This is a genomic window from Stenotrophomonas sp. YJH_SMC_73 (assembly GCF_059370155.1).
In genome coordinates, this window is sequence record NZ_JCAFTJ010000003.1 from 1 (window position 1) to 21,579 (window position 21,579).

Annotated in this window: 19 protein-coding genes; 4 read left to right on the plus strand and 15 right to left on the minus strand. The window is 67.0% G+C overall.

Features of this window, described 5'->3' with window-relative positions; genetic code table 11:
* Positions 1-146: 146 nt before the first annotated feature.
* Positions 147-1,919: an EAL domain-containing protein gene (locus tag AC5P8R_RS05290; protein WP_014647070.1), complete on the minus strand. Its 1,773-nt coding sequence runs from the start codon at positions 1,917-1,919 to the stop codon at positions 147-149.
* A gap of 4 nt (positions 1,920-1,923) precedes the next feature.
* Entirely contained in the window at positions 1,924-4,026 is a 2,103-nt protein-coding gene (locus AC5P8R_RS05295; RefSeq protein WP_495223058.1) for a PAS domain-containing sensor histidine kinase, read from the minus strand.
* A gap of 130 nt (positions 4,027-4,156) precedes the next feature.
* Here AC5P8R_RS05295 and AC5P8R_RS05300 point away from each other — a divergent pair, with 130 nt between their 5' ends.
* Complete coding sequence (locus AC5P8R_RS05300) at positions 4,157-6,916, plus strand: bifunctional diguanylate cyclase/phosphodiesterase (RefSeq protein WP_329890271.1); 2,760 nt, start codon at positions 4,157-4,159, stop codon at positions 6,914-6,916.
* 124 nt (positions 6,917-7,040) lie between these two features.
* Here AC5P8R_RS05300 and AC5P8R_RS05305 read toward each other — a convergent pair whose 3' ends face one another.
* The 7 genes from AC5P8R_RS05305 to AC5P8R_RS05335 all read right to left on the minus strand — a co-directional run bounded on the left by AC5P8R_RS05305 (position 7,041) and on the right by AC5P8R_RS05335 (position 12,024).
* Entirely contained in the window at positions 7,041-7,547 is a 507-nt protein-coding gene (locus tag AC5P8R_RS05305; protein ID WP_032961898.1) for a hypothetical protein, read from the minus strand.
* 67 nt (positions 7,548-7,614) lie between these two features.
* Positions 7,615-7,830, minus strand: coding sequence for a hypothetical protein (locus AC5P8R_RS05310; protein ID WP_014647074.1), 216 nt, complete (start codon positions 7,828-7,830; stop codon positions 7,615-7,617).
* 98 nt (positions 7,831-7,928) lie between these two features.
* Entirely contained in the window at positions 7,929-9,119 is a 1,191-nt protein-coding gene (locus AC5P8R_RS05315) for a methyl-accepting chemotaxis protein (RefSeq protein WP_014647075.1), read from the minus strand.
* A 218-nt stretch (positions 9,120-9,337) separates the two neighbouring features.
* Positions 9,338-9,952: a high frequency lysogenization protein HflD gene (gene hflD, locus AC5P8R_RS05320; RefSeq protein WP_032961893.1), complete on the minus strand. Its 615-nt coding sequence runs from the start codon at positions 9,950-9,952 to the stop codon at positions 9,338-9,340.
* The gene (mnmA, locus tag AC5P8R_RS05325; protein ID WP_041863397.1) at positions 9,949-11,091 is read right to left on the minus strand and encodes a tRNA 2-thiouridine(34) synthase MnmA; all 1,143 of its coding nucleotides are present in this window, start codon (positions 11,089-11,091) and stop codon (positions 9,949-9,951) included. Before mnmA ends, hflD begins: the two co-directional genes overlap by 4 nt.
* A complete protein-coding gene (locus AC5P8R_RS05330) occupies positions 11,088-11,549 on the minus strand; it encodes an NUDIX hydrolase (protein WP_053495616.1) in 462 nt (153 codons plus the stop codon). The genes mnmA and AC5P8R_RS05330 overlap by 4 nt, the downstream gene beginning before the upstream one ends.
* Before the next feature lies 1 nt (position 11,550).
* The gene (locus tag AC5P8R_RS05335) at positions 11,551-12,024 is read right to left on the minus strand and encodes a hypothetical protein (protein WP_014647079.1); all 474 of its coding nucleotides are present in this window, start codon (positions 12,022-12,024) and stop codon (positions 11,551-11,553) included.
* Positions 12,025-12,136: 112 nt separating this feature from the next.
* Here AC5P8R_RS05335 and clpS point away from each other — a divergent pair, with 112 nt between their 5' ends.
* Complete coding sequence (clpS, locus tag AC5P8R_RS05340; RefSeq protein ID WP_005416477.1) at positions 12,137-12,463, plus strand: ATP-dependent Clp protease adapter ClpS; 327 nt, start codon at positions 12,137-12,139, stop codon at positions 12,461-12,463.
* Between the two features lie 161 nt (positions 12,464-12,624).
* Here the strand turns inward: clpS and AC5P8R_RS05345 are convergent, their stop codons facing one another.
* Positions 12,625-13,437 carry an APH(6) family putative aminoglycoside O-phosphotransferase gene (locus tag AC5P8R_RS05345; protein WP_262087564.1) on the minus strand — a complete coding sequence of 271 codons (813 nt, stop codon included), beginning with the start codon at positions 13,435-13,437 and terminating at the stop codon, positions 12,625-12,627.
* Between the two features lie 138 nt (positions 13,438-13,575).
* Between AC5P8R_RS05345 and clpA the strand changes: the two genes are divergently transcribed.
* The gene (clpA, locus tag AC5P8R_RS05350) at positions 13,576-15,861 is read left to right on the plus strand and encodes an ATP-dependent Clp protease ATP-binding subunit ClpA (protein WP_014647082.1); all 2,286 of its coding nucleotides are present in this window, start codon (positions 13,576-13,578) and stop codon (positions 15,859-15,861) included.
* Between the two features lie 72 nt (positions 15,862-15,933).
* Here the strand turns inward: clpA and AC5P8R_RS05355 are convergent, their stop codons facing one another.
* From AC5P8R_RS05355 to AC5P8R_RS05370, 4 genes are all read right to left on the minus strand, one after another.
* Positions 15,934-16,308: a hypothetical protein gene (locus AC5P8R_RS05355; protein ID WP_229767389.1), complete on the minus strand. Its 375-nt coding sequence runs from the start codon at positions 16,306-16,308 to the stop codon at positions 15,934-15,936.
* A 209-nt stretch (positions 16,309-16,517) separates the two neighbouring features.
* A complete protein-coding gene (gene infA, locus AC5P8R_RS05360) occupies positions 16,518-16,736 on the minus strand; it encodes a translation initiation factor IF-1 (protein ID WP_005409596.1) in 219 nt (72 codons plus the stop codon).
* Positions 16,737-16,822: 86 nt separating this feature from the next.
* Positions 16,823-17,563: a leucyl/phenylalanyl-tRNA--protein transferase gene (aat, locus tag AC5P8R_RS05365; RefSeq protein ID WP_014647084.1), complete on the minus strand. Its 741-nt coding sequence runs from the start codon at positions 17,561-17,563 to the stop codon at positions 16,823-16,825.
* Positions 17,564-17,628: 65 nt separating this feature from the next.
* Positions 17,629-18,753 (minus strand): GNAT family N-acetyltransferase, encoded by a 1,125-nt coding sequence (locus AC5P8R_RS05370; protein WP_495223059.1) that lies wholly within the window; start codon positions 18,751-18,753, stop codon positions 17,629-17,631.
* 192 nt (positions 18,754-18,945) lie between these two features.
* Between AC5P8R_RS05370 and AC5P8R_RS05375 the strand changes: the two genes are divergently transcribed.
* Entirely contained in the window at positions 18,946-20,424 is a 1,479-nt protein-coding gene (locus tag AC5P8R_RS05375) for an N-acetylmuramoyl-L-alanine amidase family protein (protein WP_041863402.1), read from the plus strand.
* A gap of 93 nt (positions 20,425-20,517) precedes the next feature.
* Here the strand turns inward: AC5P8R_RS05375 and trxB are convergent, their stop codons facing one another.
* Positions 20,518-21,489, minus strand: a complete 972-nt coding sequence (gene trxB / locus AC5P8R_RS05380) for a thioredoxin-disulfide reductase (protein WP_014647087.1) — start codon at positions 21,487-21,489, stop codon at positions 20,518-20,520.
* Positions 21,490-21,579 lie beyond the last annotated feature (90 nt).

Sequence of the window (21,579 nt, forward strand, 5' to 3'; positions counted from 1 at the left end):
AACCTCATTGAAGCCGGGCACCCAAGGCAGCCGGCCAGCGGCCGGCTCTACCGGGGCCAATCGACGGTAGTGCCGGCCGCTGGCCGGCAACCTCATTGAAGCCGGGCACCCAAGGCAGCCGGCCAGCGGCCGGCTCTACCCGATCATCACCGCAGCGGCCGATCCTCGCCACCATCCCCGGTTTCCACCGGTGCCGGACCGGCATTGCTGCGGCGCTGTTCTTCGTACGTGCGGAACGCCTGGTGGATGTGCTTGCGCAGCTCGTCGTCGTTCCACGGCTTGGTCAGGAAGCGATAGATCGCGCCACGGTTGATCGCATCGGTCACCGTGTTCAGATCGGTGTAGCCCGACAGCACCAGGCGGATCGTATCCGGGTACAGCATCTTCACCCGGCCCAGGAACTCGGTGCCGCTCATGTCGCTCATGCGCTGGTCGGACAGGATCACCTGCACGTCGTTGATCGCCAGCAGATCAAAGGCGTCACGCACGTTGCCAGCGGCCAAGATGCGGTAGCCGTCGCGGCGGAACAGGCGCACCAGCGAGCGCAGCACGTTCTCCTCGTCATCCAGCAGCAGCAGCGTCCGGTCCGGGCGCGTTTCGGCGAAGGCTTCCGGGCGCAGGTAGCGGCGGCGCAGGGTCATGCCGGCGGCATCGGCCGACATCGGCTCGCCGAACAGGTAGCCCTGGAACACATCGCAGTCGTTGCGGCGCAGGAAGCCCAGTTGGGCCTGCGATTCCACGCCGTTGGCAATCACGGTCATGCCCAGCTGGTGGCCCATGGCAATGATCGCGCGGGCAATGGCTGCTTCGCGATTGCCAGCCGGTGCGCTCTTGATGAAGCTGCGGTCGATCTTCAGCTTGTCCACCGGGTAGCGCACCAGCGCGCTGAGGCTGGAATCGCCGGTGCCGAAGTTGTCCAGGCTCAGGCTGATGCCTTCGTTGCGCAGGTTGGCCAGCGTTTCATGGACGAAATTGACGTTGTTGGTCAGCGCGCTCTCGTTGATCTCCAGCGTCAGCATGTGCGCCGGCACGCCCGCGGCCTGCAGCAGGGACATCACCTCGGCGAAGAAGTTCGGCCGCAGCAGCTGCAGGGTGGACACGTTCACCGCGATGGTGAAGTCATCAAAGCCCTGGTCGCGCCACAACCGCGCCTGCTTCAATGCGCCTTCCAGCACCCAGGTGCCGATCTGCACGATGATGCCCAGGCGCTCGGCGGTGCGCATGAAGCGCTCCGGCACCAGCATGCCCAGGGTCGGCGACTGCCAGCGCAGCAGCGCTTCCATGCCGACCACGTGGCCGTCGCGGGCGCTCACCAGCGGCTGGTAACGCAGCTTCAGCTCGCCATTGGGAATGGCATCGACGATCTGGCGCGCGATGATGCTCTCGCTGTGCGCGCTCGGCGGGGTATCCACGGCATGGATGCGCACGGCATTGCCGCCTTCGCGGGCGGCCTGGTACAGCGCATCTTCGGCATGGTCGAGCAGGCGCGAGGCGCTGCTGGCATGTTCCGGGCACAGGCTCACGCCCAGCTTGCCGGTCATGAACAGCGTGTATGGAAGCACCGACAGCGGCAGTTCCATCTGCTGGCGGATCTCTTCAGCGAAGTCCTCCGGCAGCGGCAGGTCCGCGGTGCGGGGCACCGCGATCAGGAACTCGTCGCTGCCATGCCGCCACAGCTTGCCACGCCCGCGCAGGTAGGACTGCAGGCGCTGCGCCACCAGTACCAGCGCCTGATCGCCCACTTCGGCACTCATGTTCTCGTTGACCGATGCGAAGTGGTCGATGTCCACGTGCATCAGCATCAGCGCAATGCCGCCGGAGGCCGCCTCGGCAACCATCGCCTGCAGCTCGGGGTTGCCGGCGCCAAGGCGGTCGGGGGCATCATCGATGCTGACCGGGGGCAGGTTGGGATTCCACATAGGCTCAGTATTCCGGTGAATCGACGGCGGCCATGCTGGTCGCCTGGTAGGGGAGGTGGACGTCGATCAGGGTGCCCTCGCCATGCGCGGATTCGATCCGCACGTGGCCACCGACGCTCTGCGCGCGCTCGCGCATCACGATCAGGCCGAGGCCGCGCGGGCCGTCCGGATCGAAGCCTTCACCATCATCGCGGATCTGCAGGTGCAGGCCACGCTGGCTGACGTCGCGCAGCTGCAGCAGGACCTGGCTGGCGCGCGCATGGCGCAGCGCATTGGTCAGGCTTTCCTGTGCGATGCGGAAGCAGGCTTGTTCGATGCTGTTGTCGGGGCGGTGCGGCAGCGGCTCGATCTCGGCCAGCAGCTCCACCGGCGAAGAGCGGAACAGCACCCGCGCCTGCCAGCTCAGCGCCGCCTCCAGGCCCAGTGCATCCAGCTGCGGCGGGCGCAGCAGGGTGGAGATGTCGCGCAGCTTGGCCACGGTGGTGTCAGCCAGGCTGACGATCTGCGCCAGGTCCTCGCCACGACGCTTCGGATCGTCCTCATCCTGCGCCGCATGCGCCGACAGCTTGATCGCGGTAATGGCCTGGCCGATGTCATCGTGCAGGTCGCGCGAGATCGCGCGACGCTCGTCCTCCTGCAGCGAGAACAGCCGCCCGGCCATCGCCTGCAGCTCGCGATTGCTGGTTTCCAGGGCCCTGCGGGTGCGTTCGGAATCGCTCAGGTCGCGTACGATCAGCAGCTTGCAGTCACGACCGCCGTAGCGCACTTCGCCCACCGCCAGGCCGGCATGGAAGCTGCGGCCGTCCGCACGCTGCATGGCCACCACGCTGCTGTGGCCCGGCCCCAGGTGGGGCTGGCCGGCGCGCAGCTGGCTGCGCACCCGTGGCAGGTCGGCGGCAGCGACCAGTGCCGACAGCGGCTCGCCCAGCAGGGTGTGGCTGCCGTAGCCGAACAGGCCGGCGGCCCAGGCGTTGGCGTACAGCACGTGCTCGTCGGAGAGGATCACCACGCCGTCGGGCAGCACCCGCACCAGCTCGCGGAACTGTTCCTCGCGCTCGCGCAGCAGGCGCCGCGACTGCTCGCGCTCGGTCACGTCCTGCAGCGTGCCCAGCACGCGGCTGCGGCCGGCTTCGTCGATACCGCTGGCCGCCCGCAGGTGCACCATCAATGCACGGCCGTCCATCGACAGCAGCGGCAGCAGCACGTCCACCTGTACCGGCTCGCCGGAGCACAGTTCGGCCAGCAGCTGTTCGGTCTGGGTGGCGGTGGCCGGGTCGGCCGGCACCAGCAGCTCATCGAAGCGGTGCCAGCGCCGGGCCTCGGGCGGGCGGCGGCCGAGCAGGCGATAGACCTGGTTGGAATAGCGGCCCAGCCCGGTGGACGGGTCCAGTTCCCAGGCGCCGATGCGGGCCAGCTCATGGGCTTCCTCCACCCGGGCCAATGCCTGGTCGCGGCGCAGCTGGGCCAGATCCTCGGCGGTGCGGTCGATGGCGATCAGCAGGCGGGCGTTGTGGCCGTCGTAGCTGATGGCGTTGGAGCGCAGCTCCATCTGCCGCAGCGCGCCATCGCGCAGCTGCAGCTGAGCGCGCAGGATGCACAGCTCCTCGGGGGCCTCGCGGATCGCCTCCAGCTTGGTCTGCAGGGCCTGGTCCTGGCCCGGCGGCCACAAGGCATCGATGGTCTGTTCCAGCAGCTCGTCGCGGTCCCAGCCGAAGGCGCTGCAGGCGGCGGGGTTGGCATCGAGGATCGCCAGCGTGTCCAGGTCGTAGACGAGGATCGGCCCGGGGTTGCCCTCGAACATCTGCCGCAGGCGCAGCTCGGAGGCCTGCTGGCGCGCATGGGTATGCAGCACGTGTTCGGCCAGCGGGCGCAGCAGCAGATAGAGCAGGCCCGCGCTGGCCAGCGCGAAGAACGAGCCCTTCAGGCCCTGCCACAGGGCCGCCTGCTGCGGATCGGGCACCAGCGCCTGCACCACGCTGTCGGTGGAGATCATCCAGGCCAGCGCCATCACCAGATAGCTCAGCACCACCCGGCGCCGGTCACGGCTCAGCGCCTGCGCCATCCGCGGGTCGGGAACTGGGGCGTTGCCGGTCGGTTTTGCGGGCATGGACGGGGCGGGTGACAGGGGCGCCGGTCATCTTACCCCGCAGCGTGCCGTGACCACTCAATTATCCGCCGCAGGCGCCGTTAACCACTGCGTGCCCCGCTGACGGGCGTGTCATCCGGAGCAAGATCGCGTGGACCAAGGGATCATCGCCAGCCTGCTGCAGCACCCGCTTGCGTCGGCGCTGGTCATCGTCGACCGTGCCGGGCGCCCGCTGGCGGCCAATCCGGCCGCGCGCGAGCATGGCCTGCCGGCCACCGTGGCGGCCTATGCGCCGATGCTGGAAGATCTGCGCCTGATGGCCGCCGATGGTGGCATCGTTGCCTGCACGCTGCCGGGCGGCCCACGGGGGCACTATGACGGTCACCTGCGTGCGGTGCACGACGGTGCCGGCAACCTGCTGGCGTTCACCCTGAGCATTCCCGAGCCGGTGCCGGTCGATGGGGGCGGGCGCTGGGAGCTGGCACTGGACAGCGCCGGCCACAGCCTGTGGGACTGGGACATCCCCAGTGACCGGGTGGCGCGCACGCCGGCGCTGGGCGACGAGACCGCCACTGAATTGCTGTCTCGCGTGCACGGCGAGGACATCGCCCAGGTGCGCGCCGCGCTCGACGAGCACCTGCGCGGGCACAGCGAGCAGTACAGCGCACAGTTCCGTTTCCGCCAGGCCGATGGCCAGTGGCGTTGGGTGCTCGATCGCGGCCGCGTGGTCGCTCGCACCGCCGATGGCCAGCCCCTGCGCATGGTCGGCACGCATACCGATATCGAGCAGCAGAAGCAGCTCGAATCGCTGCTGCAGGAACAGCAGCTGCACCTGAGCGAGGCCCAGCGCATCGCCAGCATGGGCAGCTGGTCGTTTGATCCCAACAGCGGGCATTTCTGGTGGTCGCCGGAACTGCGTTCGCTGCTGGCCCTGGAGCAGGGCGCCGTTCCAGGCCAGCGGCGTTGGCTGAAGCAGCTGCATCCACGCTCCCGCGGCGCGCTGCGCGCGGCATGGCGGCGGTTGTGGCGCGATGGCCGCGCTGCCAACCTCGAGCTGGAGCTGACCCGCGGCCATGAGCCTTCGCAGCACCTGCGGCTATGGATGCAGCCGCTGCTGGACATGGACGGGCAACCCAAGCGCCTGCTCGGCCAGGTACAGAACATCACCGAACAGCACCAGACCGATGCGTTGATCCGCTGGCGCACCGAACTGCTGAACCGGGTCTCCGCGCTGGGCCGCATCGGCGGCTGCGAGATCGAAGTGCAGACCCGCAGCATGCAATGGACCGAGGAGTGCTACCGCATCCATGGCCTGCGCAAGGAACCGATCACCCTCGACCAGGCGCTGGCGCTGTACACGGAGGACTCGCGCAACGCGTTCGAGGCGGCGCTCGCCCGTATCGCCAACGGCGGCCTGCCCGAGCAGCTGGACCTGTGCTTCTACCGCCAGTCCGGCCTGCGCGTCTGGGTGCAGGTGCTGATCGAACTGGACCGCCGTGACGGCCTGCCGCCGCGGTTCGTTGTCCTGTTCCGTGACATCACCCGCGAGCGCGAAGCCAACGAGCGCATCGAACTGCTGGCCCACTACGACCTGCTGACCGGCCTGCCCAACCGCGTACTGCTCGGCGAACAGACCGCCGAAGCCATCGAGGAAGCACGCGACCGCGGTTCCTCGCTGGCCATGCTGTTCATCGACCTGGACGGCTTCAAGACCATCAACGACAGCTTCGGCCACGCCACCGGCGATGCGCTGCTGAAGGCCGCAGCCACCCGCCTGCACCAGAACCTGCGCAACAACGACCTGTTCGGCCGCTTCAGTGGCGATGAGTTCATCGTGGTGCTGCGCGACCTGGCCGAGCCGGAAGATGCCGGTCATGTCGCCCGCAAGCTGATTGCCTCGCTGGCTGAGCCGCTGCGCCGTGGCGAGACCACGTTGAAAGTCGGCGCCAGCGTCGGCATCGCGATGCTGGGCGATGCGCAGACCGATTTCGACTCACTGCTGCGCGCGGCCGACGCCGCGATGTATGCGGCCAAGGAAGCCGGGCGCAACACCTACCAGTACTACAGCCAGGACGCCCTGGCCCGCATCCAGCGCCGGCTGGACGTCGAGCATGCCCTGCATGGGGCGATCGAGCGCGACGAGTTCAGCCTGGCCTACCAGCCGCTGCTGCACGCCCACCACGGCGAGCCACCGGCGATCGAGGCACTGTTGCGCTGGCACCGCCCCGGCATCGGCTACTGCAGCCCGGCCGAGTTCATTCCCATTGCCGAAAAGTGCGGCGAGATCGTGCGCATCGGCGACTGGGTGCTGAACGAGGCCTGCCGCCAGGCGACCGCCTGGGACCGTGCCGGACTGCACTTTGATCGCATCGCGGTCAACGTGTCGGCGGTGCAGCTGCGTGATCGCGGCTTCGCCGAGCGCGTGATCGAGATCTGCCATGCCCATGGCTGGCCGCCGCAACGGCTGGAACTGGAGCTGACCGAGTCGGCGCTGATCCGTGATACCGACATCCTGCGCCATTGCTTCGACGTGCTGGAACGGCACGGCGTGCCGCTGGCGGTGGATGACTTCGGCACTGGCTTCTCCAACCTCAATTACCTCAACCGCTTCCCGGTGGGACGCCTGAAGATCGACCGCAGTTTCGTGCAGGGCATGCTGCATGATTCGGGCACGGCCGAAGTCACCCAGGCCATCGTCCACCTGGGCCACGCGCTGGGCATGAAGGTGGTGGCCGAAGGCGTGGAAACCCACCAGGAAGAAGACATGCTGCGCCGCCAGGGCTGCGACGAGATCCAGGGCTACCTGTACTCGCGCCCGCTCAGCCCGCGTGATCTGGCGCAGTGGCTGCGCCAGCAGCGCCCGGCGCCAATGCGCACCGACGCCAGCGGCGAAGCGGTGCTGGTGCGCTGAGGGTCTGCGCTGGCGGATGCCGGCGCGGTGTGGCCTGACTCTGGTGCGCCCAGCTCTGGTGGGTGCCGACCGTTGGCCGGCACGGATGCCCTGGCGCTCGCGATCATCCACGCATGGCGTGGAACTACCTGGGAAACTCCGCCTTCAACTGCATGCGCAGGGCCTCGACGATGGCCGCATAGCGCCGCTTCTGGACCAGATAGCTGGCCAGGAACAGCGGCAGCACCAGCAGCATCGGTGCCACCATCGGGCGCATCGCCACCAGTGGCAACAGCAGCAGCGACAGGATTGCCACGAACCAGCTGCACAGGCCGATCACCCGCACCTCGTGCCGTCGCGCGTTGAGAACGATGCGTCCACGCATCACCGGGAAGTAGCGCAGGCCGAAGCTCGGTGCGAAGCTCTCGCGGAACGCCATGCTGCCATCGGGCAGCGCATGGAAGGCCAGTTGCAGCCATCTGTCCTGCGGCAGGTCACGTTCCAGGCTGCCCAGCGAGAGCCGGGCCTGCATGGCCGGTGACGCCGCGATGCGTTCGTTGAACAGGGTGATGCCCCAGCTGAAATAGCCGGCCACCCAGGCCATCAGAAGGACGGCTTCGATCAGGAGCACTGCGATCAGGGCGATGGCCATCGGTCTTCCATGAATGGGACCGGTGGATCATGCCATGCGGGACGGCCCATCCACGCAGGACGTGGATCTACTTCAGGGCTTCGCCATCCAGGCCCAGGTCCCATGCCAGGCCCAGCAGTTCATCGTCGGCTCGGGAGGGGGTGGGGCGCGCATCGGCCAGCTGCTGCAGTTCGAGCAGTTCCTCGCGGGCCACGTCTTCCAGCCGCTGCAGCTGCTCACGCACGCTCGCATTGCGCGGGCGCTCGGTGTCGGTGAGGGCGGGCAGGGCGCGGATCAGGGTCATGGTGCGCGTACAGGATGCATCCAATGGCGGGTTACAGGCAAAGGCCCCGGGCGAACCGGGGCCTTGCGGGCTGCCGGCGAGGGCAGCGGACATCAGGATCAGAACAGCTCGACGGTGCCGGCGCCCATGCTCTGCTGGGCGACGGGCTTGTGCGGCGGGCGTTCCCATTCGCTGCGCAGCTCGCGCAGGCGATTGCCGGTCCGCTGCAGGGCGCTGGCGATCTCTTCGTCGAACACGCCGCCATTGCGGTGCAGCAGCTCCTGCAGGGCCACCGCTTCGCGGTTGATCGCGGTCAGGCGGTCCAGGTGGGTGTGCACGCCGCCCAGCGCCTGGGTGGCGATGTCTTCGAACTGCAGGGCACGCACGGCTTCGGCCACGCTGCCATCGATCGCACGGGCGCACTCGGACACTTCGCGCATGCCGTCGCCCAGCGAGGCGTTGATCTGCGCGACGTTGTCGAGCATCGCTGCTGCTTCCTGACGGGCTTCGCGGGAGCGGTCCATATCGCGCGAGGCCATGTGCGAAACCGTCTCGCGCACCTTGGCGATGGCGTCCTTGGAGCTGTGCGCCAGCTTGCGGATCTGCTCGTTGAAGGTGGTCGAGCGCTCGGACAGGTTGCGCACTTCGTCGGCGACCACGGCGAAGCCACGACCGGCTTCACCGGCGCGCGCCGCTTCGATGGCCGCGTTCAGCGCCAGAAGGTTGGTCTGGTCGGCGATCGACTTGACGTCTTCCAGCAGCGCGAAGATGCCATCCAGGTGCTGCGCCATCTGGTCGATGTGCTGCACGGTGGTGCTGCTCTGGCCGCTCACCTGTTCCAGCGCTTCCACCAGCTGTTCCATGCGATGGCTGGCGTGCTGGGCGAAACGGGCGACGTCGAGGCCGGCATTGCCTTCATCACCGGCGCGGTCGACGATGCGCGACAGGGCCTGGCTCTGCTGGCGCGACTTGCGGTTCATGGCATCGAAGCTGCCGCCCAGGCTGGAGACGGCCTGGCGGATCAGGTCACGGGCGCGTTCCACTTCGCCACGCGAACCGTCGATCTCGTTGCCGACGAAGTTGCGCAGCTCGGTCAGCAGCTGGTCCTGTTCGCGCAGGACACGGGCGTGCTCGGGGGAACGATGTGCCTGGGCGCGGGTGGTCCACCACGCAAAGCCGAGCCAGCTCAGCGTCATCGTGGTCAGGATCGCCCAGCGCAGGGCGGCCGGCCATTCGAAACCGATGGCGAAGGGGAGCAGCAGGGTCAGAGCCAGGGGGGCGGCCAGACGGATGAAAATGCGTGAGTACATGGACGTTCTCGGGAGGTGCACGGAGGATGTATCGGCCGTACCCCCTTTCTCTTTAACGTCGATGTGCCTCGAAGTGCATTCTGAATGCGCCGGTTTTCCGGCGCCTTGGCGGCCTCGGGGTCAGAGCCCTTTCCGTGCCGGAAAGGGATCCGACCCCTTGGGCAGGCGCAACAGGGTCGGATCCCTTTTCCATGGAAAAGGGCTCTGACCCCACACCCTCAGGCCAGCAGGCGGTCCACGGCCTCGATCATCGCCTTGCGGCTGAACAGGAAGTCCCAGTAGCTGCCGCCCAGCTGGCGCCACAACACCGCCGAACGCACCGCGGCCAGCAGCAGGGCACGGATCTCCGCCACCACGCCGGCCTGGCCCAGGTAGTGCGGGTTGCCCTGCACCATCACCCGCGGTTTCAGGTGGCTGATGGTGTCGGCATACAGGCCGCCGAGGTTGGCCAGTACGTCCGGGTGGCCACTGTCGCCCAGTTCGGTGGCCTGGCGCTGGGCGCGCTCGATGCCCGAGGCGACCTTGTTCACGGTCGCCCCATCCTGCACGAAGCGGCGCTCCAGCTGCAGCACCGACAGGGCCAGCTTGGGCAGGATCGGGTCCTGGCCCTGGCTGCGGAAGTAGTTGTGCAGCAGGCGCAGGCCGGACTTCAGTGCATGACGGTCACCGAACACCGCCTGCGGCGAGGACGCATCGACGCGGAACACGCTGTCCACGGCGGTGCGCACGGCGGCGGCGTCGGAATGGCCGGTATCGGCGATGCGGCGCACCTGCTGCAGGGCCTGGGCAATGCCGGCCAGGGCCAGGACGCGGTCGTCGACAGTGAAACTCATGCAGCGATTACCTCAAAAGGGGAGGGGGTGGTGCGCAGGCGTTGTTCCAGCGGCGCATCGGTGGCGGCGATCACCGCGCCGCCCAGGCACACATCACCGTCATACAGCACCAGCGATTGACCAGGGGTAACGGCACGCTGCGGGCGCGCAAAGGTGACCAGCACGCTGCCATCGTCCAGCACCTCGACCGTACATGGCTCGTCGGGCTGGCGGTAGCGGGTCTGGGCGGTGCATTCGAAGCGCCGTGCCGGCGGTGAGCCGGCGATCCAGTGCGCGGTTTCCGAACGCAGGCGGTCGGACAGCATCCACTTGCTGTCGCGGTCCTGGTCCACGTACAGCACGTTGCTGGCCACATCCTTGCCAACCACGTACCACGGCGCGGCCGGGCGGCCACGCACGCCGCCGATGTTCAGGCCCTCGCGCTGGCCCAGGGTGAAATAGAACACGCCCGGGTGTTCGGCAATCACGCTGCCGTCGGCCGGGTCGAGGATCTGGCCGGGCTTGGCCGGCAGGTAGCGGCCGAGGAACTCACGGAAGTCGCGCTCGCCGATGAAACAGATGCCGGTGGAGTCCTTCTTGGCGTGGGTCGGCAGGCCGACGTCGCGCGCGATCCGGCGCAGGTCGCTCTTTTCCAGGTCGCCGATCGGGAACAGGGTGGCTGCCAGCTGTTCCTGGCCCAGTTGATGCAGGAAGTAGCTCTGGTCCTTGGATCGATCGGCGCCGCGCAGCAGCAGCCACTGGTGGCCGCGCTGGGCCACCCGTGCGTAATGGCCGGTGGCGATGCGCTCGGCGCCCAGCTCGCGGGCGGCGTCCAGGAAATGCTTGAACTTCACTTCACGGTTGCACAGCACGTCCGGGTTCGGGGTGCGGCCGGCCGCGTACTCGGCCAGGAAGTGCTCGAACACGCCCTGCCAGTACTCGCTGGAGAAGTCCCGGAAGTGGAACGGGATGCCCAGCAGGCCGCACACGGCCACCGCGTCGCGACGGTCATCCTCGGCACGGCAATCACCGCTGCCATCGTCGGCCCAGTTCTGCATGAACAGGCCGGCCACGGCCTCGCCCTGCTGTACCAGGCGCCAGGCGGCGACCGAGGAATCGACGCCGCCGGAGACGCCCACCATCACACGCGGAGTGCTCATGCGACCTCCCGGACCAGCGAAAGCGGGTGGCGCTGGCCACCCAGGTAATCCGCCACCACCTGCCACACCAGCGGGCTGCGCTGGCGCTCGCCGGCGGCCTGCAGCTCGGCCGGGGTCAGCCACAGCGCGCGGTCGATGCCGGTGTCCAGCGGCTGCGCCGGATCGTGCGAAACCGGGTGCGCCGCGTAGCAGAAGCGCAGGAAGGCCGTGCCGTCGCCGGCAGTCCACTGGTAGCAGCCGATGAAGTGGGTCAGCTGCACCGTCCAGCCGGTTTCCTCGCGGGTCTCGCGCAGGGCGGCCTCGGCCAGGCTTTCGCCCGGCTCGAGGTGGCCGGCCGGCTGGTTCAGCACCTGGCGGCCGTCAATGGTCTCTTCGACCAGCAGCACGCGGCCGCCGTCGATCACCACGGTGGCAACGGTGGCGTGCGGTGCCCAGCGCGGGTCCGGCGTGGCGTTCAACTCAGAACTCGTCCTTCTTGGTCAGTTCCAGCTCCATCGCGTCGGCGGTGCGGATGGCCGCATCGATGGCGTCGCTGAGCTGGTCGGCGGTGGCATCGGCGTCGATCTTCACCACAAACATGGCGGTGGTGTCCTGCTTTACCCAGCCGCCCATCTTGGCGTCCTGCGAATCTTCCAGCAGGCGATTGGCCACGGCCACCGGGAACTGCTTGGTCTTGGCGCTGTAGGCCGGCGACCAGATCTCGCGGATGTTGTGGCTGCCGAAGTCTTCCACCGCCGAGCGCACGTAGACCATCTGGGTGCGGTCACCCTCGACGTCGAAGACCATGCGGTAGTCGCCATCCTCGTCGACTTCGTAGGTATAGCCCAGCTTGTCCAGGTGGCGCGCCACGGACTTGTCGGCCTGGGGCGCGGCGGTGGCAGCACCGGCAGCGGCCAGGGTGATCAGCAGGGCGGGCAGAAGGGTCCTTTTCATGAAGATCCTGTGAAGCAGTGTTGAAAGAAGCTGCAATTGTGACGTTGGGCGTGCGTGCCGTCCAATCCGCGGCGGGCCGACGCAGGTCCGGCGCTACCCCTATAATGGGCGGATGCCCCATGAGTCCTCCCCCGATTCCCAGCACGAGCACGGCGTTGCCGTGGAGCCCGCGCGCCCGGAAGTGGCGCCGCCGCCGTTCTATCAGGTGATGCTGCTCAACGATGACTACACCCCGATGGATTTCGTGGTGGATGTGCTGCAGCAGTTCTTCAGCATGGACCTGGACAAGGCCACGCAGGTGATGCTGCACGTCCATACCCGCGGCCGCGGCGTCTGCGGGGTGTTCACCCGCGAGGTCGCCGAGACCAAGGTTGCCCAGGTCAACGAGTACTCGCGGATGAACCAGCACCCGCTGCTGTGCACGATGGAAAAGGCCTGACCGGCTGCCGATCCTCGTCCGGGTACATCGACTCCGGACACGGCGTGCCCACCAAGGTGGGCACCTACCAAGGCAGAAACCTGTAGAGCCGAGCCCATGCTCGGCTGCTTTTCGTCCCGGCGCAATGATCCCGGATGGAGTGCGCCCACCACGCGCGGAGGTCACGCCTCCGCCAACGCCTCCAGCGCCATCCGCGCCACCGTCTCGTCGACGTCGGCGGGGTCGCCGTCATCCCTGAACCACACCGCCGACAGCGCAGTGCTGGCCGCGATCCAGCGCAGCAGGCGCGTGCGTTCCAGGCCGGCCAGTGCGCTTACCTGTTGCAGCCGGGCGGCAAACCGCTCGGGCCGGGTGGCCACATGGATGCCCGGGCCACAGAGGTCCGGGTTGCTGAACATCGTCGTGTAGTCGAACGCGCGGTCGCCCAGCAGCCGCTTCGGGTCGATCGCCAGCCAGCCACGCGCGCCGAAATCCAGCACGTTGTCGTGGTGCAGGTCGCCGTGCAGCGGCCGGATCTCGTGTTCTTCCTGCAACACCCGCTCCGCCAGTGATCTGCACTGTTCCAGCAGTGGCGGCAGCGCGGCCCTTGGCTGCAGCAGGTCGGCGAACCATGTACGCAGGCAGACCAGTTCCGCTGGTGGCGCGCTCCGTGGCCGGTGCAGCTGCCGCAGGACCTGGCACAGGATCGTGGTACAGGCATCATCGTCGCCCTCGATCGAACGTTGCCGCAGCGAATCGCCGCCGGCACGCTCGATCAGGATCGCCGGCCCCTCGTGGGCCAGCAGGCGGGCGGCACCATCGCCGTCCCACCAGCGCAGCAGGCGATGGCCGTTCTGCTCCTCGGTTTCGCTGCTGACCTTCAGCATCGCCGGTTCGCCGTCGGCGGTCAGCACCGGCCAGAGCTGGGCGTGGGGCGTCTCGATGGCCGCGCCATCACGCCGCAATCGCCAGCGGCTCAGGTAGGGTTCGCTCATGCTGGGTGGGCTGTCCTGGAGTGAATGAAGATCAAGCGATCTGCACTGCTAACGCCATCTGAACGCAGCAATCCGCTAGGGTGATGGAAATCGCGTAGTCAGGCCGCATATTGTCCCCATCTGCCGCCGGAGTAATCCATGTTCAGCAAAGACCTCGAACACACCATCGGCCAGTGCTACAAGCGCGCCCGTGAGGCCCGGCATGAATTCATGACGGTCGAACACCTGCTGTTGGCACTGCTCGACAACCCGTCCGCCCAGGCCGTACTGAAGGCCTGTGGTGCCGACGCCGAACGCCTGCGCCAGGAGCTGGAGCAGGCCATCGAGGCTTCCGTGTCCCGCCTGGCCGAAGATGACGGCCGTGATACCCAGCCGACCCTGGGCTTCCAGCGCGTGCTGCAGCGGGCCGTGTACCACGTGCAGTCCTCGGGCAAGAAGGAGGTCACCGGCGCCAACGTGCTGGTCGCCATCTTCGGCGAAAAGGACTCCCATGCCGTCTATTACCTCAACCAGCAGGACGTGACCCGTCTGGACGTGGTCAATTACCTGTCCCATGGCATCGCCAAGCTGGGCGAGGAAGGCGAGCAGCCGTCCTCCTCCTCCGATGGCGAAGGCCGCATCGAAGGCGGGGAGGGCGAGCCGAAGGGTGATGCCCTGACCGAGTTCGCCAGCAACCTCAACGAACAGGCGCGGTCCGGCCGCATCGATCCGCTGGTCGGCCGTGCCGACGAGATCGAGCGCACCATCCAGGTCCTGTGCCGCCGCCGCAAGAACAACCCGCTGTACGTGGGCGAGGCCGGCGTGGGCAAGACCGCGATTGCCGAGGGCCTGGCCCGCCGCATCGTCGAGGGCTCGGTGCCCGACGTGCTGGCCGACGCGGTGATCTACTCGCTCGACCTGGGCGCGCTGGTGGCCGGCACCAAGTACCGCGGCGACTTCGAGAAGCGCCTGAAGAGCGTGCTGACCGCACTGAAGAAGGTCCCCAATGCGGTGCTGTTCATCGACGAGATCCATACCATCATCGGTGCCGGTTCGGCCTCGGGTGGCACCATGGATGCGTCCAACCTGATCAAGCCGGCGCTGGCCTCCGGCGAGCTGCGCTGCATCGGCTCGACCACCTTCCAGGAGTACCGCGGCATCTTCGAGAAGGACCGGGCGCTGGCCCGCCGCTTCCAGAAGATCGACATCGTCGAGCCGACCGTGGGCGAGACCTACGAGATCCTGCAGGGCCTGAAGTCCAAGTACGAGCTGCACCACGGCGTGACCTATTCGGACGAAGCGCTGCAGGCGGCGGTGGATCTGTCGGTGAAGCACATCGGCGACCGCCTGCTTCCGGACAAGGCCATCGACGTGATCGACGAGGCCGGTGCCCGCCAGCGGCTGCTGCCGGAAGGCCAGCGCAAGGAGCTGATCGACGTCGAGGAAGTGGAGGCGATCGTGGCCAAGATGGCGCGCATCCCGACCAAGCAGGTCAGTGCCACCGACAAGGATGTGCTGCAGCACCTGGAGCGCAACCTGAAGATGGTGATCTTCGGCCAGGACCCGGCCATCGAGACGCTGTCCTCGGCGATCAAGCTGGCCCGCTCGGGCCTGGGCAATCCGGAAAAGCCGATCGGCAACTTCCTGTTCGCCGGCCCGACCGGTGTCGGCAAGACCGAGGTGACCAAGCAGCTGGCGCTGCAGCTGGGCATCGAGCTGGTCCGCTTCGACATGTCCGAGTACATGGAGCCGCATTCGATCAGCCGCCTGATCGGTGCCCCTCCGGGCTATGTCGGCTTCGACCAGGGCGGCCTGCTGACCGAAAAGATCGTCAAGACGCCGCACTGCGTGCTGCTGCTGGACGAAATCGAAAAGGCGCACCCGGATATCTTCAACATCCTGTTGCAGGTGATGGACCGCGGCGTGCTGACCGATACCAACGGGCGTGAGGCCAACTTCAAGAACGTGGTGCTGGTGATGACCACCAATGCCGGCGCGGCGCAGGCCTCGCGGCGCTCGATCGGCTTCACCAAGCAGGACCATGCCACCGACGCGATGGAGACCATCCGCCGCAGCTTCACCCCGGAATTCCGCAACCGACTCGATGCGGTGGTGCAGTTCCAGGCGTTGGGCTTCGAGCACATCCTGCGCGTGGTCGACAAGTTCCTGATCGAGCTGGAGATGCTGCTGCAGGACAAGCACGTCAGCCTGTCGGCCACGCCGACCGCGCGCGACTGGCTGGCCCACCACGGCTTCGACCCGCTGATGGGTGCGCGCCCGATGGCCCGCGTGATCCAGGACAAGATCAAGCGTCCTCTGGCCGACGAGCTGCTGTTCGGCAAACTGGTCAACGGCGGCAAGGTGAACATCGATGTCCGCGACGACGAGCTGGTCGTCGAGACCCAGGCCGAGCCGGAGCGCCTGCTGCCGGTCACGGTGGAGTGAGCTGACGCCGGGCCTGGCCCGGCGGACCTGAAATGACAAGGGCGGCTTCGGCCGCCCTTGTCATATGCGCCATCAACGGCCGCGCTGGCGGGCCTTCTTCTGGAAGGTGGCTTCGTCGATCGGTTCGATCTGCGCCACCCGGCAGTGGTCGGCATCGGTGCGCAGCTGGCTGCGGCCGGCGCTGCACAGCAGGCCCTGCTGGCCTTCGGTGATGAAGCTCAGTTTCCGCGAGTAGCCGGCAGTGGAGCAGTCGTTCTGGAAGTGCACGACATAGTGGTCCTGGCCATTGCGCAGCAGGATGTTTCGCGAAACGCCGGCGCGCACGATCTGCTGGTCGCTGCCCAGCTGGATGCAGTCACTGGCCGTGGAAGGGGGCTCGGCGGCGCGCACAGGCGATGCGCTGGCGGACGCGGCAACGGCGACGAGCAGGGCGGTCAACGTGAGCATGTTCATGGCGGGGCAGGGGAGTGGCGATCCGGACTGGATCGGGTCCCACGATGCCGCCACGGATGAAGATGCGAATCTGCCGCAAGCAGGGCTGACCGACGCCACGGTGCGTTCGGTCACGATGACCTCCGGCAGGGCCGGATTGCACCCATGACAAAAGGCCAGCAACCAGGGCTGGCCTTGTCGAAGTGGCGCAACGCGCCGACCGCTTACTTCATGCGGTAGGTGATACGACCCTTGGTCAGGTCGTACGGGGTCATTTCAACCTTGACCCGGTCACCGGTGAGGATGCGGATGTAGTTCTTGCGCATGCGGCCGGAAATGTGGGCGATGATTTCGTGCCCATTTTCCAGGCGAACGCGGAAAGTGGTGTTCGGCAGCGTCTCGCTGACGGTGCCCTCGAACTCGATGGAATCGTCTTTCGACATGTAGTCCTGTGCGGTTCAGAAAACGGCCACGCTGGGCCTAAGGCGCAGTATTTTACGCGTGACCGGCCCAGCTTGCAAAGTTTGTGTTAACCCCCGGCCAAACGCTGTGCCGGCAAGCGTCCGACCGCCTGCGTCCACGGGCCTTCACGGCCGTCATGGCGCACCGCGTGGCGGACGTGCTGCAGGAACGCCGCGCGCGGCAGGTGCTCGGCGCCCATCCGCAGCAGGTGCGGATTCTCCACCTGGGCATCGATCAGCGCCCAGCCCCAGCCGTGAAGCGTGGATGCCAGCGCGGCCAGGGCGATCTTGGAGCCGCCGCTGGCGCCACTGAACATGCTCTCGCCGAAGAACATCGTCCCGATCGCCACCCCGTAGATGCCGCCGACCAGCGTCTGCCGGTCCCAGACCTCGAAGGAGTGGGCAAAGCCGAGGTCATGCAGCTGGCTGTAGGCCTCGACCATGTCGGGGCTGATCCAGGTGCCGTCCTGGCCGGGCCGCGGTGCCGCCGCACAGGCGCGCATCACCCGGCTGAAGGCGGTGTCGGCGGTGACCTCCCATGTGCTGCCGCGCAACTGGCGCCGGAAGCGGCTGGACAGATGCACGCCATCGGTACGGAACACCATGCGCGGGTCGGGCGACCACCACAGGATCGGCTCGCCCTCGCTGAACCATGGAAAGATGCCGCCCGCATACGCGTTGAGCAGGCGCGCCGGGTGCAGGTCGCCGCCCACGGCGAGCAGGCCGTCGGGCTGGCGCAGGGCGGTCTCGGCCGGCGGGAAGGGGGCGTCCGGCGCGTCGGCCAGGCGCCAGGGCAGCTGGCGGGTCATGCCGGCATTGTATTCGTCGCGGCCCCGCGCGAATGCCGCGGTAGATGCCAACCTTGGTTGGCGGGTCACCCGTCCGCGCGAAATGGGCTGTGCCCCAGCAGCTCCTGTTGGTAGCGCCGCACATCCCGCCGCTCCTGCCGGCACCACTCCTGCAACGCCTCGGCGAACTCCGCATCAGCCACCCAGTGCCGGCTGCGCACCAGTGTAGGCAGGAAGCCGCGCGCCAGCTTGTGCTCGCCCTGTGCGCCGGGTTCGAAACGGCTCAGGCCTTCGCGCAGGCAGTACTCGATGCCCTGGTAGTAACAGGCTTCGAAGTGCAGGCCGGGCAGGGTGGCGCCGCCCCAGTAGCGGCCGTACAGCGTGTCACCGCCGCGCAGGCAGAGCGCGCCGGCAATCGGCTGGCCTTCCTGCTCGGCCAGGAACAGTACCAGCCCGCGTCCCAATGAAATGGCCAGATGGCGCAGGAAGGGCTCCGTCAGCGCCGGGGCATTGCCGTACTCAAGGAAGGTCTGCAGGTAGAAGCGGTACATCGCCTGCAGGTCGGCGCGACTGGCCTCGTCGCCGTGCACCACGCGGAAGGTGATGCCCTGGCGGGTGACCTTGGCCCGTTCCTGGCGGATGTTCTTGCGGTGCTTGTGGTCCATCGCGGCGAGGAACTGCTCGAACGTTGCCCACTCGCCGGGGTTCTGCCACTGGAACTGCACATCCTCACGCAGCAGCCAGTCCTCGCCGAACAGCGCTTCGTCTGCTGGGGTGTGGAAGTTGATATGGGCCGATGACACCTCCAGTGCCGGCAGCGCATCACGCAACACCGACAGCAACGCGGCGCGATCTGAACCGTGACGGGCCAGCAGGCGCGGCCCGGTGACCGGCGAGTACGGTACCGCGCCCAGCCACTTCGGGTAGTAGTCGCGGCCATGGCGGGCATAGGCGTTGGCCCAGGCATGGTCAAACACGAATTCACCGTGGGAGTTGGTCTTCAGGTAGCCCGGAATTGCGCCGATCAGGCGCTCGCCCTCCCACAGCGTGAAGTGCCGGGGCTGCCAGCCCCAGTCCTCGCGCAGGCAGCCGTGCTGTTCCAGGCCTGAGAGGAAGGCGTGGCTGACGAACGGATTCTGGCCGTCGTGCAGGGTGTCCCAGTCGGTGGCGGGAATGGACTGCAGGGAGTCGAGGAAGCGGGTGGAGAGCATGGTTGGCAAGGATAGGCCAGGTGGATCGCGAACGGTGCTGGCGGAGCTGGGTTGGTTTGTTCCGGTTGGGGGTGAGGAAAGTTTGAATTGTCCATCCGTGTGCGCTTGGTGCGGAATCACCGGCGCACGGCTCGGCAGGGTGGCGGGGCGCTGCACGAGCGGCGCGCATCCCACCACATGGAGAAATCAACGATGAAGGGATTGAAGCTTGCAACTGCCGCGGTCGCGTGCGGCCTGATCTTTGTGCCACCCGTGTTGGCTTCTGGAGATCAGCCGGCAAAAGTGCTTGAGGATCCAGGTGCCTACGCGGAGGTGGTTGCGCTGTTGGAGCGTGAAGCTGCGAACCAGCTGACGCGTCATTTGCAGGAGAGGGGTGAGGTGCGACAAATCAGCGTCAGCATCCGTCTGGATGTGAAGGCAAGATCGATGGTGATCAGCTTTGGGCCTGGATACCTTCCCGGCCCGGATCGCGGTTACGACGAGCTCTTCCTGATTCCGATGGCGTCTACGTTGAGGTACTACGCCGAGAAGTCGGGACTGGATGTGAATGATATTGACTTCCTGTTTGACGGAAAAACCCTTGAGGAATACTACCCCGAGGATCTGGCCGTTCCGCCGAAGACGAAAGAGAAGTCGACGCATACATCAGCTTTGGTGTCAGCAAGCCATGGCTACATCAGCTTGCATCCCAGCGGAGAATGGAAGTTCCAGCGCCCAGCGCCTCTCGGCATCCAGGAAGACACGCTGAGTCCACTGTTTGGTGACGAACTGCAAGGATTGATCGAACAACGTAGCGGTTTGACAGTGCACCGGGCACGCAGCCGCTCCACGGAACTCCATCCGGAGTCCGGGAAGCCATGGGAGCACATGTCATCCCGCTACCACCTCAAGGCGCTTTTCCCCGAACGCACCGACATGTGGAATGAGTTTCCGAACAGCCCAGAGTCTGCTCGCGAAAAGGAAGAGGACATACGGGCTCGCCCCAACTACGCAAACCATCTGGGTGTGGATGTGATGCTGAGCCTGCACACCAATGGCAGCGATTCAGCCAGCCTGCGTGGAACCGAGGTCTATTATCATCAGGACAAACCGCAGGACAAGGCGCTGGCGGATAGCATTCTCTGTGGGATGCGTGAAATCATCCGAGCGCAACCGGGCTATCGGGATTTCCCGATTCGCGAGAGTTCGACCTCGGCCAGGCACGGCGAGAACCGCATCGGGAAGATGCCCTCGGTGATCGTCGAAACCGCCTACCACTCCAATCCTGACGATGTGGCTGCCTTGCAGGATCCCGTCTTCCGCTCGGCGTCGATGAAAGGGGTGGAAAAGGGCTATCGCCTGTGGGCACAGGGCAAGGCCTGTGAGCCTTTGACGCTTCACCCCCTTTCCGATGTCGAGGTTCCGCTGCAGGCGGTGCGCGAGCTGACAGTGGGTTTCGCGGGCAATCCCCAGTACCCCCTGGAACTTGAAGTGGCCGTGGCAGATTGCGACCGGCCCGGATACTGCACGCCGTGGAAGGGCCGCTTTGAAGATCCGGATGCGCCGGTGAAGTTCGAAGTGAGCTGCTCCTCCACGGAGCCCGGCTCAGTCCGCTGGAATGTCCTGTTGCGCGATGCGGACGATGTCGTCGCGGCACCGGTGGCGTTCACCCAGTCCTGCGTCCGGGCCTGAGTGGTGCCTGGAGCGGGTAGTGGGGTTGAGAAAACGGGCGCTTGCGCGCCCGTTTTCCTTAGTCGAGCATGGCTCGACTCAACAAACCACCGGTCAGCTGGCCTTGCCCTGCGCGTCCAGGTAGCGCTCGGCGTCCAGAGCGGCCATGCAGCCGAAGCCGGCCGAGGTGATCGCCTGGCGGTAGTGCTGGTCGGCCACGTCGCCGGCGGCGAACACGCCTTCCACCGAGGTCTGGGTAGCGTTGCCGCCCAGGCCCGAACGGATTTCCAGGTAGCCGTTGTTCATCGCCAGCTGTCCGTCGAACAGGGTGGTGTTCGGGTGGTGGCCGATGGCCACGAAGAAGCCGTGGGCATCGATGTCGCGGGTGCCGCCGTCCAGGGTGGACTTCACGCGCACGCCGGTCACGCCGGCGTCGTTGCCCAGCACTTCCTCCACCTGGTGGTGCCAGACGGTCTCGATCTTGCCTTCGGCCACCTTCCTGAACAGCTTGTCCTGCATGATCTTCTCCGCCTTCAGGGTGTCGCGGCGGTGGACCAGGTAGACCTTGCGGGCGATGTTGGACAGGTACAGGGCCTCTTCCACGGCGGTGTTGCCGCCGCCGACCACGACCACGTCCTGGTCGCGGTAGAAGAAGCCGTCACAGGTGGCACAGGCGGACACGCCGCGGCCCTTGAACTCGTCTTCGGTCGGGATGCCCAGGTACTTGGCGGTGGCGCCGGTGGCGATGATCAGCGCGTCGCAGGTGTACTCGTGGCTGTCGCCGATCAGCTTGAACGGGCGCTGCGACAGGTCGGCGGTGTGGATGTGGTCGAAGATGACCTCGGTCTCGAAGCGCTCGGCGTGGGCCTGCATGCGCGCCATCAGGTCCGGGCCCATCAGGCCGTGGGCGTCACCCGGCCAGTTGTCCACCTCGGTGGTGGTCATCAGCTGGCCGCCCTGCTGCAGGCCAGTGATGACGACCGGCTTCAGGTTGGCACGGGCGGCGTAGACGGCGGCGGTCCAGCCGGCCGGTCCGGAACCGAGGATGACGAGGCGCTGGTGGCGGGAGGGCAGGCTGGTGCTCATGTAGACTCGCGAAAAGGTAGATGGGACAAGGCGCTGGCGATGTTTGCGCAGCATCCGTGGCTGGTCATAGAGTGGCGGCTGGGGCAGGGC

Coding starts and splice junctions, on each gene's coding strand:
- AC5P8R_RS05290 (WP_014647070.1), bottom strand. CDS start 1,919: ATGTGGAATCCCAACCTGCCCCCGGTCAGCATCGATGATGCCCCCGAC.
- AC5P8R_RS05295 (WP_495223058.1), bottom strand. CDS start 4,026: ATGCCCGCAAAACCGACCGGCAACGCCCCAGTTCCCGACCCGCGGATG.
- AC5P8R_RS05305 (WP_032961898.1), bottom strand. CDS start 7,547: ATGGCCATCGCCCTGATCGCAGTGCTCCTGATCGAAGCCGTCCTTCTG.
- AC5P8R_RS05310 (WP_014647074.1), bottom strand. CDS start 7,830: ATGACCCTGATCCGCGCCCTGCCCGCCCTCACCGACACCGAGCGCCCG.
- AC5P8R_RS05315 (WP_014647075.1), bottom strand. CDS start 9,119: ATGTACTCACGCATTTTCATCCGTCTGGCCGCCCCCCTGGCTCTGACC.
- hflD (WP_032961893.1), bottom strand. CDS start 9,952: ATGAGTTTCACTGTCGACGACCGCGTCCTGGCCCTGGCCGGCATTGCC.
- mnmA (WP_041863397.1), bottom strand. CDS start 11,091: ATGAGCACTCCGCGTGTGATGGTGGGCGTCTCCGGCGGCGTCGATTCC.
- AC5P8R_RS05335 (WP_014647079.1), bottom strand. CDS start 12,024: ATGAAAAGGACCCTTCTGCCCGCCCTGCTGATCACCCTGGCCGCTGCC.
- clpS (WP_005416477.1), top strand. CDS start 12,137: ATGCCCCATGAGTCCTCCCCCGATTCCCAGCACGAGCACGGCGTTGCC.
- AC5P8R_RS05345 (WP_262087564.1), bottom strand. CDS start 13,437: ATGAGCGAACCCTACCTGAGCCGCTGGCGATTGCGGCGTGATGGCGCG.
- clpA (WP_014647082.1), top strand. CDS start 13,576: ATGTTCAGCAAAGACCTCGAACACACCATCGGCCAGTGCTACAAGCGC.
- AC5P8R_RS05355 (WP_229767389.1), bottom strand. CDS start 16,308: ATGCTCACGTTGACCGCCCTGCTCGTCGCCGTTGCCGCGTCCGCCAGC.
- infA (WP_005409596.1), bottom strand. CDS start 16,736: ATGTCGAAAGACGATTCCATCGAGTTCGAGGGCACCGTCAGCGAGACG.
- aat (WP_014647084.1), bottom strand. CDS start 17,563: ATGACCCGCCAGCTGCCCTGGCGCCTGGCCGACGCGCCGGACGCCCCC.
- AC5P8R_RS05370 (WP_495223059.1), bottom strand. CDS start 18,753: ATGCTCTCCACCCGCTTCCTCGACTCCCTGCAGTCCATTCCCGCCACC.
- AC5P8R_RS05375 (WP_041863402.1), top strand. CDS start 18,946: ATGAAGGGATTGAAGCTTGCAACTGCCGCGGTCGCGTGCGGCCTGATC.
- trxB (WP_014647087.1), bottom strand. CDS start 21,489: ATGAGCACCAGCCTGCCCTCCCGCCACCAGCGCCTCGTCATCCTCGGT.